The organism is Pseudomonas sp. P1.8 (assembly GCF_001269805.1).
GTDB lineage: Bacteria > Pseudomonadota > Gammaproteobacteria > Pseudomonadales > Pseudomonadaceae > Aquipseudomonas.
Genome location: NZ_LHVM01000022.1, coordinates 112,718 through 127,944, shown reverse-complemented (window position 1 = coordinate 127,944; position 15,227 = coordinate 112,718). Strand labels below are relative to the sequence as shown.

At 59.3% G+C, this 15,227-nt stretch carries 14 protein-coding genes; 7 read left to right on the top strand and 7 right to left on the bottom strand.

Annotated elements, in window-relative coordinates:
* Positions 1–70: 70 nt before the first annotated feature.
* A complete protein-coding gene (locus tag AD668_RS23340; RefSeq protein WP_053162619.1) occupies positions 71–1,408 on the bottom strand; it encodes an MFS transporter in 1,338 nt (445 codons plus the stop codon).
* Between the two features lie 384 nt (positions 1,409–1,792).
* Between AD668_RS23340 and quiC the strand changes: the two genes are divergently transcribed.
* Both quiC and AD668_RS23330 read left to right on the top strand, forming a co-directional pair.
* Complete coding sequence (gene quiC, locus AD668_RS23335; protein WP_053162617.1) at positions 1,793–3,694, top strand: 3-dehydroshikimate dehydratase QuiC; 1,902 nt, start codon at positions 1,793–1,795, stop codon at positions 3,692–3,694.
* 102 nt (positions 3,695–3,796) lie between these two features.
* Entirely contained in the window at positions 3,797–4,474 is a 678-nt protein-coding gene (locus AD668_RS23330) for a TetR/AcrR family transcriptional regulator (RefSeq protein WP_053162615.1), read from the top strand.
* Positions 4,475–4,610: 136 nt separating this feature from the next.
* Here the strand turns inward: AD668_RS23330 and AD668_RS23325 are convergent, their stop codons facing one another.
* From AD668_RS23325 to AD668_RS23305, 5 genes are all read right to left on the bottom strand, one after another.
* The gene (locus AD668_RS23325; protein ID WP_053162852.1) at positions 4,611–5,465 is read right to left on the bottom strand and encodes a shikimate dehydrogenase; all 855 of its coding nucleotides are present in this window, start codon (positions 5,463–5,465) and stop codon (positions 4,611–4,613) included.
* 5 nt (positions 5,466–5,470) lie between these two features.
* The gene (gene aroQ / locus AD668_RS23320) at positions 5,471–5,911 is read right to left on the bottom strand and encodes a type II 3-dehydroquinate dehydratase (RefSeq protein ID WP_053162614.1); all 441 of its coding nucleotides are present in this window, start codon (positions 5,909–5,911) and stop codon (positions 5,471–5,473) included.
* A gap of 140 nt (positions 5,912–6,051) precedes the next feature.
* A complete protein-coding gene (locus tag AD668_RS23315; RefSeq protein WP_053162612.1) occupies positions 6,052–6,963 on the bottom strand; it encodes a LysR family transcriptional regulator in 912 nt (303 codons plus the stop codon).
* 111 nt (positions 6,964–7,074) lie between these two features.
* Positions 7,075–8,154, bottom strand: coding sequence for a tRNA (uridine(54)-C5)-methyltransferase TrmA (trmA, locus tag AD668_RS23310; protein ID WP_053162610.1), 1,080 nt, complete (start codon positions 8,152–8,154; stop codon positions 7,075–7,077).
* Positions 8,151–9,446: an NCS2 family permease gene (locus tag AD668_RS23305; protein WP_053162608.1), complete on the bottom strand. Its 1,296-nt coding sequence runs from the start codon at positions 9,444–9,446 to the stop codon at positions 8,151–8,153. Before AD668_RS23305 ends, trmA begins: the two co-directional genes overlap by 4 nt.
* Positions 9,447–9,669: 223 nt before the next feature.
* Here AD668_RS23305 and AD668_RS23300 point away from each other — a divergent pair, with 223 nt between their 5' ends.
* Together AD668_RS23300 and AD668_RS23295 are read left to right on the top strand one after the other, a co-directional pair.
* Positions 9,670–10,116, top strand: coding sequence for a DUF4879 domain-containing protein (locus AD668_RS23300; protein ID WP_053162850.1), 447 nt, complete (start codon positions 9,670–9,672; stop codon positions 10,114–10,116).
* A gap of 69 nt (positions 10,117–10,185) precedes the next feature.
* Entirely contained in the window at positions 10,186–10,740 is a 555-nt protein-coding gene (locus AD668_RS23295; RefSeq protein WP_053162606.1) for a DJ-1 family glyoxalase III, read from the top strand.
* Between the two features lie 3 nt (positions 10,741–10,743).
* On the opposite strand, the gene AD668_RS23290 is transcribed toward AD668_RS23295, so the two are convergent.
* On the bottom strand, positions 10,744–11,982 hold the full coding sequence (locus tag AD668_RS23290) for an MFS transporter (protein ID WP_053162604.1): 1,239 nt from the start codon (positions 11,980–11,982) through the stop codon (positions 10,744–10,746).
* 563 nt (positions 11,983–12,545) lie between these two features.
* On the opposite strand from AD668_RS23290, the gene AD668_RS23285 reads away from it, so the two are divergent.
* Genes AD668_RS23285 through AD668_RS29150 form a run of 3 tightly spaced genes read left to right on the top strand, consistent with a single transcriptional unit; the run spans position 12,546 to position 15,175 of the window.
* Entirely contained in the window at positions 12,546–13,982 is a 1,437-nt protein-coding gene (locus AD668_RS23285; protein ID WP_053162602.1) for a cytochrome ubiquinol oxidase subunit I, read from the top strand.
* Positions 13,983–13,985: 3 nt separating this feature from the next.
* Positions 13,986–14,993, top strand: a complete 1,008-nt coding sequence (gene cydB / locus AD668_RS23280; RefSeq protein ID WP_053162601.1) for a cytochrome d ubiquinol oxidase subunit II — start codon at positions 13,986–13,988, stop codon at positions 14,991–14,993.
* A 14-nt stretch (positions 14,994–15,007) separates the two neighbouring features.
* On the top strand, positions 15,008–15,175 hold the full coding sequence (locus AD668_RS29150; RefSeq protein ID WP_082344552.1) for a DUF2474 domain-containing protein: 168 nt from the start codon (positions 15,008–15,010) through the stop codon (positions 15,173–15,175).
* Positions 15,176–15,227 lie beyond the last annotated feature (52 nt).

Here is a 15,227-nt window from a genome sequence, read left to right as displayed (position 1 = left end):
CTGGATACCCGCATCGCGCTCAGGTTTTTCGCGAGCATGCTCGCTCCTACAGGGGGTAATGCGCCGAACGTCAGTCGGTGATGGTCGGAATCTTGCGCGGAGCCATGAAGTACATCCAGATCAGTGCAATGAAGTACATCGCCGGGATCATGGTGAACAGCACGGTGTAGTTGTTGTTGGTGATGGTCAGAATGTGGCCGACCAACTGGGTCATGAACATTCCGCCAATCGCCGCACACATGCCACCGAAGCCGAACACCGTACTCATCATGTGCTTGGGCGTGTAGTCCATCACCAGGCTCCAGATGTTTGCGGTCCAGGCCTGGTGGGCGCCGATGGCCAGGGAGATGGCAGCCACCGCGACCCACAGGTTGCTGGAACCGGCCGCCATGATCACCCCGATGATGCAGCAGGCGAACAGGAACATGGACATCAGTCGCGCCTTGATCGGGTTGACACCGCGACCGATCAGGAACGAGGAGAGGATGCCGCCGCCAACGCTACCGAAGTCGGCAGTGAGGTAGATGATGATCAGCGGAATTCCCATCTGGGTCACATTGATGCCCAGGTTGTATTGCTGGTTGAGGAACGGCGGCAGCCAGTACAGGTAGAACCAGAACACCGGTGCGGTCATCGAGTAGGCGAGGGCGAAGGCCCAGGTGCCGCGCATGCGCAGGATTTTCGAGAACGGTACGCGGGTTTGTTCCGGTTCGACTTCGTTCTGGATGTAGTCCAGCTCAGACTGTTTCACGCTCGGATGATCTTCCGGGTTGAAGTACTTCAAGCCCCAGAACAGCAACCAGACCCCGCCCAGCGCCGACATGCACAGGAACGCGGCTTGCCAGCCCCAGACGTGCAGGATCAGCGGCAGCAGCATTGGGGTGAACATCGCCCCGACGTTGGTGCCGGCGTTGAAGATACCGGTCGCTACGGCGCGCTCGCCGGCCGGGAACCACAGGCGTGTGGTTTTCACACAGGCCGGGTAGTTGGCTGCTTCGGTCAGGCCGAGGATGAATCGGCAAACCATGAAGCCGACCGCTGAAGTGGCCAGGCCGTGGGCACCGGTCGCCAGGCTCCAGAGCAGCACCGCGCAGAAGAACACGCGCTTGACGCCAACTCGGTCGATCAAGCGGCCTTGCAGCACGAAACCGATGGCGTACCCAACCTGGAACCAGAAGTTGATGTTGGCGTAATCCATCGCCGTCCAGCTCATTTCCTTGGCCAGGATTGGCTGCATCACGCCCAGGGCGGCGCGGTCGATGTAGTTCAGGGTGGTGGCGAAAAACACCAGCGCCAGCATGCCCCAACGGGTTTTGCCGACTGCCATGGCGCCGCGGATTTTGTCGCCGATACCGCCGGCAGTGACGCTCATGGCCGGAGCCATGCGTGAGCTTTGGGAAGGAATCATGTGTGCCACCCGTTTTTGAATTTGTTATGTGGTGTTCTGAAGCATCGAACTGGTTGTTGTTCACTGCGACCGGTATGGCCTCAATGTGGAGTCGATGTTGGGCAGAAGACGAAAAACCGTCAATTCGCCTACGGCCATTTTGTTCGATAATCGCACACAAAACTAACCAGATAGTACACTTTGAATTGCTGTGTCACGCTGTCAGCCCAATAATTCTCCCAAGACAAACGCTATCCTCGTAGGAGCTGCCGAAGGCTGCGATCTTTTGATTTTGGCCATCCTCGATCAACCGAAATCAACATCAAAAGATCGCAGCCTTCGCCAGCTCCTACATACAAAGCGTGCAACGCCCCTAACAAGATTGCCTCCACCGGGAGCCGAACTATGCAGCGTTCCATTGCCACCGTGTCCTTGAGCGGTACCCTGCCGGAAAAACTCGAAGCCATTGCCGCCGCCGGTTTCGACGGCGTCGAAATTTTCGAGAACGACCTTCTCTACTACGACGGCAGCCCTCGGGAAATTAAACAGATGTGCGCCGATCTCGGGATCGCCATCACCCTGTTTCAACCGTTCCGCGATTTCGAGGGTTGCCGCCGTGATCGATTGGCACGCAACCTGGAACGGGCCGAACGCAAGTTCGACCTGATGCAGGAACTAGGCACTGACTTGGTGTTGGTGTGCAGTAACGCCTCGGCCGACTCCATGGGTGATGAACAGATTTTAGTCGACGATTTGCGTTTGCTGGCCGAGCACGCTGGTGCCCGTGGGCTGCGCATCGGTTACGAAGCGCTCGCCTGGGGGCGGCATGTGAACACTTGGCAGCAAGTGTGGAACATCGTGCGCCAGGCCGATCATCCCAACCTCGGCGTGCTGCTCGACAGCTTCCACACGCTGTCGCTCAAGGGGGATCCGAGTGCCATCGCCGATATTCCCGGCGACAAGATCTTCTTCGTGCAAATGGCCGACGCGCCGATTCTGGCCATGGATGTACTGGAGTGGAGCCGACATTTCCGCTGCTTCCCGGGCCAGGGTGAATTCGATCTGCCAGGCTTTCTCGCACCGATCATCAAGAGTGGCTACACCGGGCCGCTATCGCTGGAAATCTTCAACGACGGCTTCCGCGCCGCGCCACCTCGGGCCAACGCCGCCGATGGATTGCGTTCGTTGCTGTATCTGGAAGAAAAAACCCGCGAACGCCTGGCCATGGAAGCCCAGCCTGCGAGCAACAGCGAAATTCTCTTTGAAACGCCCAAGGCCAGCGAATACAACGGTATCGAGTTTCTCGAATTCGCAGTGGACGAAAGTCTCGGCGCCAAGCTTTCCCATTGGCTGGAACGCTTGGGGTTCGCCAAAGCCGGGCAACATCGTTCCAAAAGCGTCAGCCTGTTTCGCCAAGGCGATATCAACCTGATCCTCAACTCTGAACCGTACTCGTTTGCGCACAGTTTCTTCGAGGCTCACGGTCCTTCGCTGTGTGCTACCGCCGTACGGGTCAAGGACAGCAGCAGTGCGCTGGCTCGGGCCGTGGCTTACAAAGGTCAGCCGTATCGCGGGCTGGTCGGCCCCAATGAACTGGAGCTCGCCGCCGTGCGCGCACCCGATGGCAGCCTGATTTACCTGGTGGATCAGGATGCCGATGTCTATGGCACCGACTTCAACCTGTCCCCGCAAGCGCTGGTCAGCGGAGGGCTCAAGCGCATCGATCACATGGCCATGGCATTGCCCGCCGACAGCCTCGACAGCTGGGTGCTGTTTTACAAGAGCCTGCTGGATTTCGAGGCCGATGACGAAGTGGTGTTGCCCGATCCCTATGGTCTGGTGAAGAGTCGGGCACTGCGCAGCCGGGACAGTTCGATCCGCCTGCCGCTGAACATTTCCGAGAACCGCAACACTGCGATCTCACACGCGCTGTCGAGTTATCGCGGCTCCGGGGTGCATCACATTGCGTTTGATTGTGACGATATCTTTGCCCAGGTCAGCCGGGCGAAAGAGGCGGGTGTGCCGCTGCTGGACATCCCGCTAAATTATTACGATGACCTGGCGGCGCGCTTCGATTTCGACGATGAGTTCCTCAGCGAACTGGCGTACTACAACGTGCTGTACGACCGCGATGCCCAGGGCGGCGAGCTGTTCCACGTGTACACCGAGCCGTTCGAAGGGCGGTTCTTCTTCGAGATCATCCAGCGCAAGAATGGTTACGCCGGCTACGGTGCGGCCAACGTAGCCGTGCGTTTGGCGGCCATGGCCAAATCCCGAAGCGGCGCCGTACGTCAGGCAAAGTTGTAGGGAAATCGTAATCACGGTAACAAAAGCGCTGCTGCGCGGCTTCCTTCACTGTGCCGCGCAGCCCATAATCGCCGCCTGTGCAGTGATGGCCGTGAGCCCGCGATGACAACAATTTCAGAACTCTCTTCAGTGCCCGACCAGCCCGTTGCCGAGCCGCGCAAGAGTCGCAAGAACAACCCGGAAAAGACCCGCGAGAACATCCTGCAAGAGGCGATCGTCGAGTTCGTCCAGCAGGGGTTGTCCGGTGCTCGTGTCGACGCCATCGCCGAGCGCATTCACACCTCCAAGCGCATGATCTATTACTACTTCGGCAGTAAGGAACAGCTCTACGTTGAGGTGCTGGAGAAGCTTTACGGCGACATCCGCAACACCGAAAGCCGTTTGCACCTGACCGAGCTGGCGCCGGTGGATGCCATTCGGCGGATGGTTGAATTCACCTTCGATCACCACGACCGCAACGTGGATTTCGTGCGGATTGTCAGCATCGAGAACATCCACAACGCCGAGTTTGTAAAGCGTTCCGAGGCGATCAGGGCGATGAACAACACCGTGCTCGATTCACTCGATGTGATTCTGCGCCGGGGTGTTGAAGAGGGTGTATTCCGCGCGGGCCTGGTGCCGCTGGATGTGCATCTGCTGATCAGTTCGTTCTGCTTCTATCGGGTTTCGAACCGCCATACCGTGGGGGAGATTTTTCAGATCGATCTGCCGGACGAGGCTGTCAAACAGCGTCATCGCGAGATGATTTGCGAGTCGGTTTTGCGCTACCTGCAGGCTTGATTGTCCTGGTTCTCAACCAATCGCATTCACGCAACACTCTGTAGGAGCTGGCTTGCCAGCGAAGGCGGCTGACCTGATTCACCGCATCGCCTGCTTCGCCAGCAAGCCGGCTCCTACGTAAAAGCAGGTTGGCGCTTCAGTCATTCATGCTCTGGAAATGCTCAAGCATTCGCTGGACATCCGGCACCACACCGCTGAACAATTCGAACGCCTTCACCGCCTGAAACACCGCCATGTTGCCGCCATCCAAAGTCCGGCAACCCAATGCACGGGCGTTGCGCAGCAATTCGGTCTCCAACGGGAAGTAGACGATTTCCGCCACCCACAGTTCGGCTCGCAGCAGCTCGACTGGCACCGGCATGCCCGGCAGTTTTTTCATGCCCATCGGCGTGGTGTTCACCAAACCGTCAGCCTGAGCCATGGCGGTTGACAGGTCATACCCGGCCACCGCTCGTGCCACGCCGAAATGCTGATTGAGATTGTCAGCCAGATCCTGGGCGCGGCGGATATCCACGTCAAAAATGCTCAGCTGTTGTACGCCTTCGCTCAACAACGCGTGAGCCACCGCTGCACCTGCACCGCCGGCGCCCATTTGGACCACGCGCTCAACGGCAACACCCTTCAAACCGCGACGAAAACCCTCGGCAAATCCCAGGCAATCGGTGTTGTGGCCGATGCGCTTGCCGTCTTTCAGCACCACGGTGTTGACCGCACCGATACCGCGGGCTTCCGGCGACAGTTCGTCGAGCAGCGGGATGATCGCCTGTTTGCACGGAAAGGTGATGTTCAACCCGGTGTAGTTCATCCGCTCGGCAGCCATTAACAGGTCGGGCAGGGCATTGCTGTCGAGTTTCAACTGATCAAGGTCAATCAGGCGATAGAGATAACGCAGCCCTTGGGCGTCGCCTTCGTGCTCGTGCAACGCTGGTGTGCGGGAGGCCTGAATGCCGGCGCCGATCAGCCCGGCCAGGATCGCGGAGTTCTGAGTCACGGTAGTCACCCCTTCAAACGCTGACTGAAATGCTCCAGCGCCAGGCGATAGCCGTGGCTGCCGAAACCGGCCATGACAGCGGTCGCAATGGCGGATACAAAAGAGTGGTGGCGGAAGGGCTCGCGGGCGTGGACGTTGGACAGGTGCACTTCGATCACCGGCAGTTCGCTGGCGACGAGGGCGTCGCGAATGGCGACGGAAGTGTGGGTCCACGCGGCAGGGTTGATGACGATCCCGGCACAGCGTCCGCGGGCGGCGTGAATCCAGTCGAGCAATTCACCTTCATGGTTAGTCTGGCGAAACTCCACTGCCAGGCCGAACTCTTCGGCGGTACGTGCGCACAGGACCGAAATGTCTGCCAGGGTTTCGTGGCCGTAAGTTGCCGGTTCACGGGTGCCGAGCAGGTTCAGGTTCGGGCCGTTGAGCACCAGAACGATAGGGGGCATCGCAATTTCTCCACTTATTATTTTTGGATTCGGCCGTATGTTTCAGCCTGTGGAGATAAATTGTACTAACTGGTTAATTCGGTCAATTGAAGTGACTGCACGCTGGCTGTTTGTGGGCGGTGATCGGACACTTTCAGCGGCTAACGCGGTAAATGCTCTACGAGGAAGTCGATGAACGCCCTCAACCGCAGCGGCACGTGACGGCTTTGCGGGTAGAGCAGGGTAAACGGCCGTGAGCGCCCGCCATAAGGCTTGAGCACTTCCAGCAGCGAGCCATCGGCCAGTTCCTTTTCCACGATAAAGCGGTAGGTCTGGAACAATCCGGCGCCGTGTTTGGCCAGGGTCACGCCACCCAGTACGTCGTCGGAGCAACTGAGGTTGCCCTCGGCCAGAATCTCCCGTTGTACGCCGGCATCATTGAACAGCCAGGCAATACGCCGACCACTGCTGGGCAATTCGTACTGAATGCATTCGTGTTGCTCAAGATCGCCGAGGGTTTGCGGAGTACCGTTACGTTTCAAGTAATCCGCGCTGGCGACCATCACCAGTGCGGCGTCTTCCAGATGCCGGGCGATCAGACCGGAATCCGGGATGGCTCGCACGCGAATTGCCATGTCGTAGCCTTCACCGACGAAATCGATGTTGCGATTGCTGATGTGCGACTCGACTTTCACAGCCGGGAACCTCGCCCGGAATTCGGGCAGCAGCGGCAGAATTCGATGGTGTGCGTAGGTGGTCGGAATACTGATGCGCAAGGTTCCTGATGGCTCTTGCTGTTGACCCATGACCTCACGCTGGGCCTCGACCAGTTGTGCCAGAGCCTGGCGGCATTCTTCGTAATAACGGCGGCCACTGTCGGTCAATTTGACGCTGCGCGTGGTGCGGGCGAACAAGCGCACGCCAAGGCGCTCCTCCATGCGTGACACTGAACGGCTCACCGCGGCCGGTGTTACCCCTGCCACCAGCGCCGCCGCGGTGAAGCTGCCAGCCTCGGCGGCCAGGCAAAACAGCTCGATGCTGCCCAGCTGTAGATCGTCGAAATGTCGCTGCATGATGGGTTACACCGGGGGTAGATGAAGTATTCGACCCAGTATTTATCAGCGCCAAACCTACGAATACAAAAAAACCGTCACGAGGACGGTTTTTGCGTCTTGCAGATGCACTCAACGCCGGGTCAGCATCACCCCGGATTCCATGTGATGAGTCCACGGGAACTGGTCGAACATCGCGCATCGGGTGATGCGGTGGGTGTCGTGCAGTTGGGCGATGTTGGCTGCCAGGGTCTCCGGATTGCAGGAGATGTACAGGATGTTGTCGAAGCGTCGGGTCAGCTCGCAGGTGTCCGGGTCCATGCCGGCGCGCGGTGGGTCGACGAACACGCTGCCGAACTCGTAGCTCTTGAGGTCGATGCCGTGCAGGCGCCGGAAAGGACGAACTTCGTTCAGGGCTTCGGTCAGCTCTTCGGCGGACAAACGCACCAGGGTGACATTATCCACAGCATTTTCGCTGAGATTGCTCAAGGCCGCGTTGACCGAGGTCTTGCTGATTTCGGTGGCCAGCGCCTTGCGCACGCGGGTGGCGAGCGGCAGGGTGAAGTTGCCGTTGCCGCAATACAGCTCCAGCAAATCATCGGAGCGATCGCCAAGCGCATCGAATGCCCAGTTGAGCATCTTCTGGTTTACCGTGCCGTTGGGCTGGGTGAACGCGCCTTCCGGCTGGCGATAGCTGAAAGTGCGGCCGCCGACTTCCAGCTTTTCGACCACGTAATCGTGCCCGATGACTTCGCGCTTGCCCTTGGAACGGCCGATGATGCTGACATTCAGCTCGGCCGCCAGCTTTGTGGCCGCCGCGTGCCAGTGCTCGTCCAGTGGACGGTGATAGCAAAGAGTGATCATCGCATCGCCAGCCAGGGTGGTCAGGAACTCCACCTGGAACAACTTGTGGCTCAGCGGCGCACTCGCTTGCCACGCTGCCTTCAGCTGCGGCATCAACTGGTTGATGCGCAGGCTGGCAATCGGGAACTCTTCGATCAGGATTGGCGTGCGTTTGTCTTCCTGGGAAAACATCGCGTAATGACGTTCGCCGGCTTCGCGCCACAGGCGGAACTCAGCGCGCAGGCGGAAGTTCTGCAACGGCGAGTCGAATACGGCCGGCTCCGGCGCATCAAACGGGGCCAGCAGGTCCCGCAAGCGCGTGACCTTCTCTTCGAGTTGAGTGGCGTAAGCCTGGGAATCAAAAGTCATGCGTTGAACCAACCGAGTTTGATCACAAACAGAATCGACAGGATCACCAGCGCCGGGTTCAGCTCGCGACCACGACCGGACATCAGCTTGATGGCGGTCCAGGCAATGAAACCGAAGGCGATGCCGTTAGCGATGGAGTAAGTGAACGGCATGGCCAGCGCGGTGATCACGACAGGTGCAGCGACGGTGATGTCGTCCCAGTCTATTTCGGCCAGGCCGGATGTCATCAGCACGGCGACGAACAGCAGGGCCGGTGCAGTGGCGAAGGCTGGAACGCTGGCGGCCAGTGGCGAGAAGAACAGCGCCAACAGGAACAGGATCGCCACGACGATAGCGGTCAGGCCGGTGCGGCCCCCGGCACTTACGCCGGCAGCGGACTCAATGTAGCTGGTGGTGGTCGAGGTGCCCAGCAGGGAACCGGCCATTGCAGCGGTACTGTCGGCGATCAGCGCACGGCCCATTTTCGGCATGTGGCCGTCCTTGCCCATCAATCCAGCGCGCTTGGCCACGCCGATGAGGGTGCCGGAGTTGTCGAACAGGTCGACGAACAGGAAGGCGAAAATCACGCTGACCAGACCGATGTCCAGCGCACCTTTGATGTCCAGTTGCAGGAACGTCGGCGCCAGGGATGGCGGCATCGACATCACGCCGCCGAACGGGGTGAAGCCCATGACGATGGAAATGATGGTGACCACCAGAATACCGATCAGCACCGCACCGCGCACGGCCAGGGCTTCAAGGGCGACGATCAGGGCAAAACCGAGGGTGGCGAGGATCGGCGCCGGCTGTTTCAGGTCGCCGAGGCCGACCATGGTCGCCGAGTTGCTGACAACAATGCCGGCGTTGTGCAGGGCAATCAGGGCCAGGAACAGACCGATACCGGCGGCAATCGCCGAGCGCAGCGGCAGCGGGATACTGTTGATGATCCATTCGCGGATGCGGAAGATCGACAGCAGGAAGAAGCACACCGCCGAGATGAACACCGCGCCCAGCGCCACTTGCCAGGTATGGCCCATGTGCAGGACCACGGTATAAGTGAAGAAGGCATTCAGACCCATGCCCGGTGCAAGGGCGATCGGGTAGTTGGCGATCAGGCCCATGACCGTGGAGCCAATGGCGGCTGCCAGGCAGGTGGCGACGAACACCGCGCCCTTGTCCATGCCGGTCTCGCCGAGGATGCTCGGATTGACGAACAGAATGTAGGCCATGGCCAAAAAGGTCGTGACGCCCGCGAGAATCTCGGTGCGTACATTGGTGTTATGTGCCTTGAGTTGAAACAGCCTTTCCAGCATGTCTGCTCCCCGTGGCGCGCCGGGCGCCGTGAATGTATCGACCTCAACAGCAAAGCACAGACCGCAGAACGCGCCTGAAAAATACTGTGGGTCGGAAAAAGCCGCGCATCATACCAGTCGCGTGGGGTTATGGCTGCTTATGGCGGTGATCGTCGTCGATGTTTTGCGACAAAGCCAAGTGCGCCATACTGCGCGCTGGTTTTTTGAGGTGGACAGGTCCTGGATGAAAAAGCGTCTGGCTGGCGTATTTGGCGTACTGATGGCGTTGTTTCTCGGGACTCAAGTGGCCAAGGCGGCATCGGCCCCGCCCTTGAGTGAAGTGAAGGTGCTCAAGGTCGCTTCGCCTTCCTGCGGCGTCGAAAGTATCGACGAGGGACAAAAACAGACGCGTTGTGACCACAGCGGATCGAACATCCTTGTTTACGTGCTGGAAGTCGGTTACGGCCGCGAGCCCCGTGTCGCGCTGGACGGCTTCGAAGTGAATGGCACCCGCACGCCGGTCTGTGCTTTCAGGAATGGAAACCTGACCACCTGCACCCCCGGAGAAAAAACCGTCGGCTATTTATATGCCTTCGATCTCGCGGGCAAACAGGAAGGCACTTTCAGCTTCAGCAACACCTCGCTCAATGCACCGGGCAATACGCTGTCTACTCAGCTTTACATCAAGTAACGGCCGGACCAGAAACAGAGGGCACGAAAGCTGACTACGCTTTAAGAATCATTTTGTGGATCGTAGCCCATGACCTTTCGTGCCTTGATTGCCCTCGCCGAGGGTGTTGATGACCTGCAAGTCGTGACCTTGATCGATGTGCTCCGCCGCGCCCAGGTTGAAGTGGTGGTGGCAAGCATCGAGGGGCGACGCATGCTCACCTGCGCCCGCGGCACCCGCCTGACCTGCGATGCGATGTTGGTGGATTTGCTGGCCCAGCCTTTTGACCTGATCGCCCTGCCAGGCGGTGCGGTGGGTGCGCAACATCTGGCGGCGCACCAGCCCGTGCAGCAATTGATCAAGGACCAGGCCGCCGCCGGTCGACTGTTCGCAGCAATTGCCGAAGCACCTGCGGTGGCGCTGCAAGCCTTTGGGGTATTGCGGCAACGGCGCATGACATGCCTGCCTTCGGCCAGTCATCAGCTGTCGGGCTGTAACTTCGTCGATCAGCCGGTGGTGGTCGACGGTAACTGCATCACCGCCCAAGGCTCGGGCGCGGCATTGGCGTTTGCCTTGGTGCTGGTTGAGCAACTCTGTGGCAAAGCCACGCGTTCGGCGGTGGCGGGGGAGATGTTGATCAAGTGAGGGTCAGGCCTTCACCTCTTCCTTTGGCACATGCATGCGGTCGCGATTGGCCAGGGTCGGGAACAGCTTGATCCAGGTCCCGGTCACCACCAGCGTACCGATTCCACCCATGACCACGGCTGGCACGGTGCCGAACCAGTGGGCGGTCAATCCCGATTCAAATTCGCCCAACTGATTTGAAGCACCGATAAACAAACCGTTCACGGCGCTGACCCGACCGCGCATTTCGTCCGGTGTTTCGAGTTGTACGAACGATGCGCGGATCACCATGCTGATCATGTCGGCGGCGCCCAGCACCACCAGCACGGCCAGCGAGAACCAGAACGAGGTCGACAGGCCGAAGGCAATGGTTGCCACGCCGAACACACCCACGGCCGTAAACATCACGCGCCCGACATTGCGTTCCACGGCGAATCGCGCCAGGAACAGTGACATCAGCAAGGCGCCCACTGCCGGTGCCGAGCGCAACAGGCCAAGCCCCCACGGGCCGGTCAGCAGTATGTCTTTGGCGAACACCGGCAACAGCGCCGTCGCCCCACCCAGCAGAACGGCGAACAGATCCAGGGAAATGGCCCCGAGAATGTCCGGTCGGCTGCGAATGAAACGAACGCCTGCCAAAAGCGAGTCCAATGTGGCTTTGCCTTTGTTCAACGGCGTTTGCCGGGCCGGCAGGTTGAGCATCAATGAACATGCGATGACATAGAGGAGCACGGTGGGGCCATACACCCAGACACTGCCGAAGGCGTAGAGCAGACCGCCGAGGGCCGGCGCAACGATGGTCGCCGATTGCTGCGCTGACTGTGCAGCGGCAACGGCCCGGGGAAACAGGGCGCTGGGCACAATGCTCGGCAGCAGGGCCTGGGTGGTCGGCATCTCGAAGGAGCGGGCCGCACCGAGCAGGAAGGCGAGGATGAAGATCAGTTCCCGAGTGACATGATCCGTCGCACTGCCAATGGCCAGCGATAAGGCGATCAGCGCTTGCAACGACTGGCAGATCGCCGCGACCTTGCGCCGGTCATAGCGATCCGCGACGTGCCCGGTGTGCAGCATGAACAACACGCGCGGGGCAAACTCCACCAGGCCGACCAAGCCAAGGTCGAGCACGTTCCCCGTCAGTTGGTACAGGTTCCAGCCGATAGCCACCGTGAGCATCTGAAAACCGCTGGCGGTGAAAATCCGGGCCAGCCAGAACGCGAGGAACGGACGATGGTGACGTAACAGCAAGGGCTCTTGGCTGGGCATCTGCGGCAAATCTGGGGGAGGGGAACGGCGAGGTTATCACCAAGCTGTAACAGGAAGTTGCAGTGACAGAAAATTTAGTTAGCCAGACATCGATTGTCCACTCAATAGAAAATCTTCTGGAGAGGGAGCTTGCTGTGGCGAGGGGGCTTGCCCCGTTCGGCTGCGTAGCAGCCGTAAAAACGATCAAGCAGGGCTAACTGATAAATGCATTTTTTGCCGGGGGCTGAAGTCGCTTCACAACCTGACGGGGACGAGCCCCCTCACCACATTGATGTTGTTCTATCCAAAAATCTGTTTCAGGCCATTTCGCCAACCCTGAGGCAACTTGTCACGCGGCAAAAGACCACGCGAGTCCTCCCCGGAAATGGGACTACTCTTTCAACGTTGATTGATCCAGATCAAAACCCTCAAATGGAATTGATCCGGCGGCCGCAAGGCCTGACTCCCTGCGTTGTGATGCGTATAAAAAAAGAACAAACAGAGATTCGCCACACTCCATATCCGTGGGGGCCGTGGGTGCAGGCTTTCAGCCCGCAGCCGTACTACCTGACAGAGGAAGACTTATGTTCGGTTTAGAGGCACTTGATCTCGCCCGAATTCAGTTCGCATTCACCATCTCGTTCCACATCCTGTTTCCGGCCATCACCATCGGTCTGGCGAGCTACCTGGCGGTTCTCGAAGGCCTGTGGCTGAAAACCCACAACGACACCTACCGTGACCTCTACCATTTCTGGTCGAAGATCTTCGCCGTCAACTTCGGCATGGGGGTGGTTTCTGGCCTGGTCATGGCCTATCAGTTCGGCACCAATTGGAGCCGCTTCTCCGATTTTGCCGGGGCGGTGACCGGTCCGTTGCTGACGTACGAAGTGCTCACGGCATTTTTCCTCGAGGCCGGGTTTCTGGGTGTGATGCTGTTCGGCTGGAACAAAGTCGGGCGTGGCCTGCACTTCTTCTCCACGGTCATGGTGGCCATCGGCACACTGATCTCGACCTTCTGGATTCTCGCCTCCAACAGCTGGATGCAAACCCCGCAAGGCTTCGAAATCATCAATGGCCAGGTCATCCCCACCGACTGGCTGGCGATTATCTTCAACCCATCGTTCCCGTACCGCCTGATGCACATGGCGACGGCGGCGTTCGTCGCCACGGCGTTCTTTGTCGGATCTTCCGCGGCCTGGCATTTGCTGCGCGGCAAGGACAACCCGGCGATCCGTAAAATGCTTTCGATGGCGATGTGGATGGCCCTGATTGTCGCGCCGATCCAGGCCGTTATCGGTGACTTCCACGGCCTCAACACGCTCGAGCATCAGCCAGCAAAAATTGCGGCAATCGAGGGGCACTGGGAAAACAAGGGCGATGAGGCGACTCCGTTGATCCTGTTCGGCTGGCCGGACATGAAAGAGGAGAGAACCAAATTTGCCGTAGAGATCCCTTACCTGGGCAGCCTGATCCTTACTCACTCGCTGGATAAACAGGTGCCGGCACTCAAGGAATTCCCGCCTGAAGACCGGCCGAACTCGACCATCGTGTTCTGGTCGTTCCGGATCATGGTTGGCCTGGGCTTCCTGATGATCTTCACCGGCTTGTGGAGCCTGTGGTTGCGCAAGCGTGACAAGCTCTATACCTCGCGACCTTTTCTGTATCTGGCGCTGTGGATGGGGCCATCCGGCCTGATCGCGATTCTCGCCGGATGGTTCACGACGGAAATCGGCCGCCAGCCGTGGGTGGTGTATGGCTTGATGCGCACGGCGGATGCGTCCTCCAACCATAGTTTCGTGCAGATGAGCATCACCCTGATCCTGTTCGTCGTGGTGTATTTCGCGCTGTTTGGCGCCGGCCTGGGCTACATGATGCGCCTGGTGCGCAAAGGGCCGAAGATCGACGAAGGCAAGGAAACCAACGACGGTGGTCCAGGCCAAAAACGTACGCCCGCCCGTCCGCTGTCCGCAGCCGACGACGAGCACGCTGATGCCGACCACGCCGTGACCAAGGAGATTTGAATCATGGGTATTGATCTTCCGCTGATCTGGGCCGTGATCATCATCTTCGGCATCATGATGTACGTGGTCATGGATGGCTTTGACCTGGGTATCGGGATTCTCTTCCCGTTCATTCCCGGTAAAACCGACCGTGATGTGATGATGAACACTGTCGCCCCGGTCTGGGATGGCAACGAAACCTGGCTGGTGCTGGGCGGCGCGGCGTTGTTTGGCGCCTTTCCGCTGGCCTATTCGGTGGTGCTCTCGGCGTTGTATCTACCGCTGATCTTCATGTTGATCGGGCTGATCTTCCGCGGCGTGGCCTTCGAGTTCCGCTTCAAGGCCAAGGACGACAAGCGTCACCTGTGGGACAAGGCCTTCATCGGCGGCTCGATTGCCGCCACGTTCTTCCAGGGGGTGGCGCTGGGTGCATTCATCGACGGATTGCCGGTGGTCAATCGGCAGTTTGCCGGTGGCTCACTGGACTGGCTGACCCCGTTCACGTTGTTCTGCGGAGCGGCGCTCGTCGTGGCGTATGCGCTGCTCGGTTGTACCTGGCTGATCATGAAGACCGAAGGCAAGTTGCAGGAACAGATGCATGACCTGGCGCGGCCCCTGGCGTTTGTGCTGCTGGCGGTGATTGGCATCGTGAGCATCTGGACCCCTCTGGCTCACGCTGAAATTGCGGCGCGCTGGTTCACCTTGCCGAACCTCTTCTGGTTTCTGCCGGTGCCGATTCTGGTGCTGGTGACGATGTACGGCCTGATCCGTGCCGTGGCACGCAATGCGCATTACACGCCGTTCCTGCTGACGCTGGTGCTGATCTTCCTCGGTTACAGCGGATTGGGGATCAGCCTGTGGCCCAACATCGTACCGCCGTCGATCTCGATCTGGGATGCCGCCGCGCCGCCGCAGAGCCAGGGTTTCATGCTGGTGGGCACGCTCTTCATCATCCCTTTCATCCTTGGCTACACCTTCTGGAGCTACTACGTATTCCGCGGCAAGGTGACCCATGAAGATGGTTACCACTAAAGGAGGTCGAAACAATGAGCGGCAAACACACCTTGCACGACATTGAAGAAGCCGAAAAAAAACCGCTGTGGCAGCGGCTCGGCTGGTTGGCCATGATCTGGGCGGGCAGCGTCGGTGCATTGTTCATCGTCGCCAGCCTGATGCGCATGTTCATGAACGCCGCAGGCCTGAGCACCCACTGAACCACCTGACATCCCATCCCGCGGCCATCAGGCGCGGATTTCAACCCTCCGA

Excerpts from the sequence above, each read along its gene's own strand:
- aroQ (WP_053162614.1), bottom strand. The coding sequence starts at position 5,911 with ATGCCCCCTATCGTTCTGGTGCTCAACGGCCCGAACCTGAACCTGCTC.
- AD668_RS23295 (WP_053162606.1), top strand. The coding sequence starts at position 10,186 with ATGACCTTTCGTGCCTTGATTGCCCTCGCCGAGGGTGTTGATGACCTG.
- cydB (WP_053162601.1), top strand. The coding sequence starts at position 13,986 with ATGGGTATTGATCTTCCGCTGATCTGGGCCGTGATCATCATCTTCGGC.
- AD668_RS23285 (WP_053162602.1), top strand. The coding sequence starts at position 12,546 with ATGTTCGGTTTAGAGGCACTTGATCTCGCCCGAATTCAGTTCGCATTC.
- AD668_RS23340 (WP_053162619.1), bottom strand. The coding sequence starts at position 1,408 with ATGATTCCTTCCCAAAGCTCACGCATGGCTCCGGCCATGAGCGTCACT.
- AD668_RS23290 (WP_053162604.1), bottom strand. The coding sequence starts at position 11,982 with ATGCCCAGCCAAGAGCCCTTGCTGTTACGTCACCATCGTCCGTTCCTC.
- quiC (WP_053162617.1), top strand. The coding sequence starts at position 1,793 with ATGCAGCGTTCCATTGCCACCGTGTCCTTGAGCGGTACCCTGCCGGAA.
- trmA (WP_053162610.1), bottom strand. The coding sequence starts at position 8,154 with ATGACTTTTGATTCCCAGGCTTACGCCACTCAACTCGAAGAGAAGGTC.
- AD668_RS23305 (WP_053162608.1), bottom strand. The coding sequence starts at position 9,446 with ATGCTGGAAAGGCTGTTTCAACTCAAGGCACATAACACCAATGTACGC.
- AD668_RS23315 (WP_053162612.1), bottom strand. The coding sequence starts at position 6,963 with ATGCAGCGACATTTCGACGATCTACAGCTGGGCAGCATCGAGCTGTTT.
- AD668_RS29150 (WP_082344552.1), top strand. The coding sequence starts at position 15,008 with ATGAGCGGCAAACACACCTTGCACGACATTGAAGAAGCCGAAAAAAAA.
- AD668_RS23300 (WP_053162850.1), top strand. The coding sequence starts at position 9,670 with ATGAAAAAGCGTCTGGCTGGCGTATTTGGCGTACTGATGGCGTTGTTT.
- AD668_RS23330 (WP_053162615.1), top strand. The coding sequence starts at position 3,797 with ATGACAACAATTTCAGAACTCTCTTCAGTGCCCGACCAGCCCGTTGCC.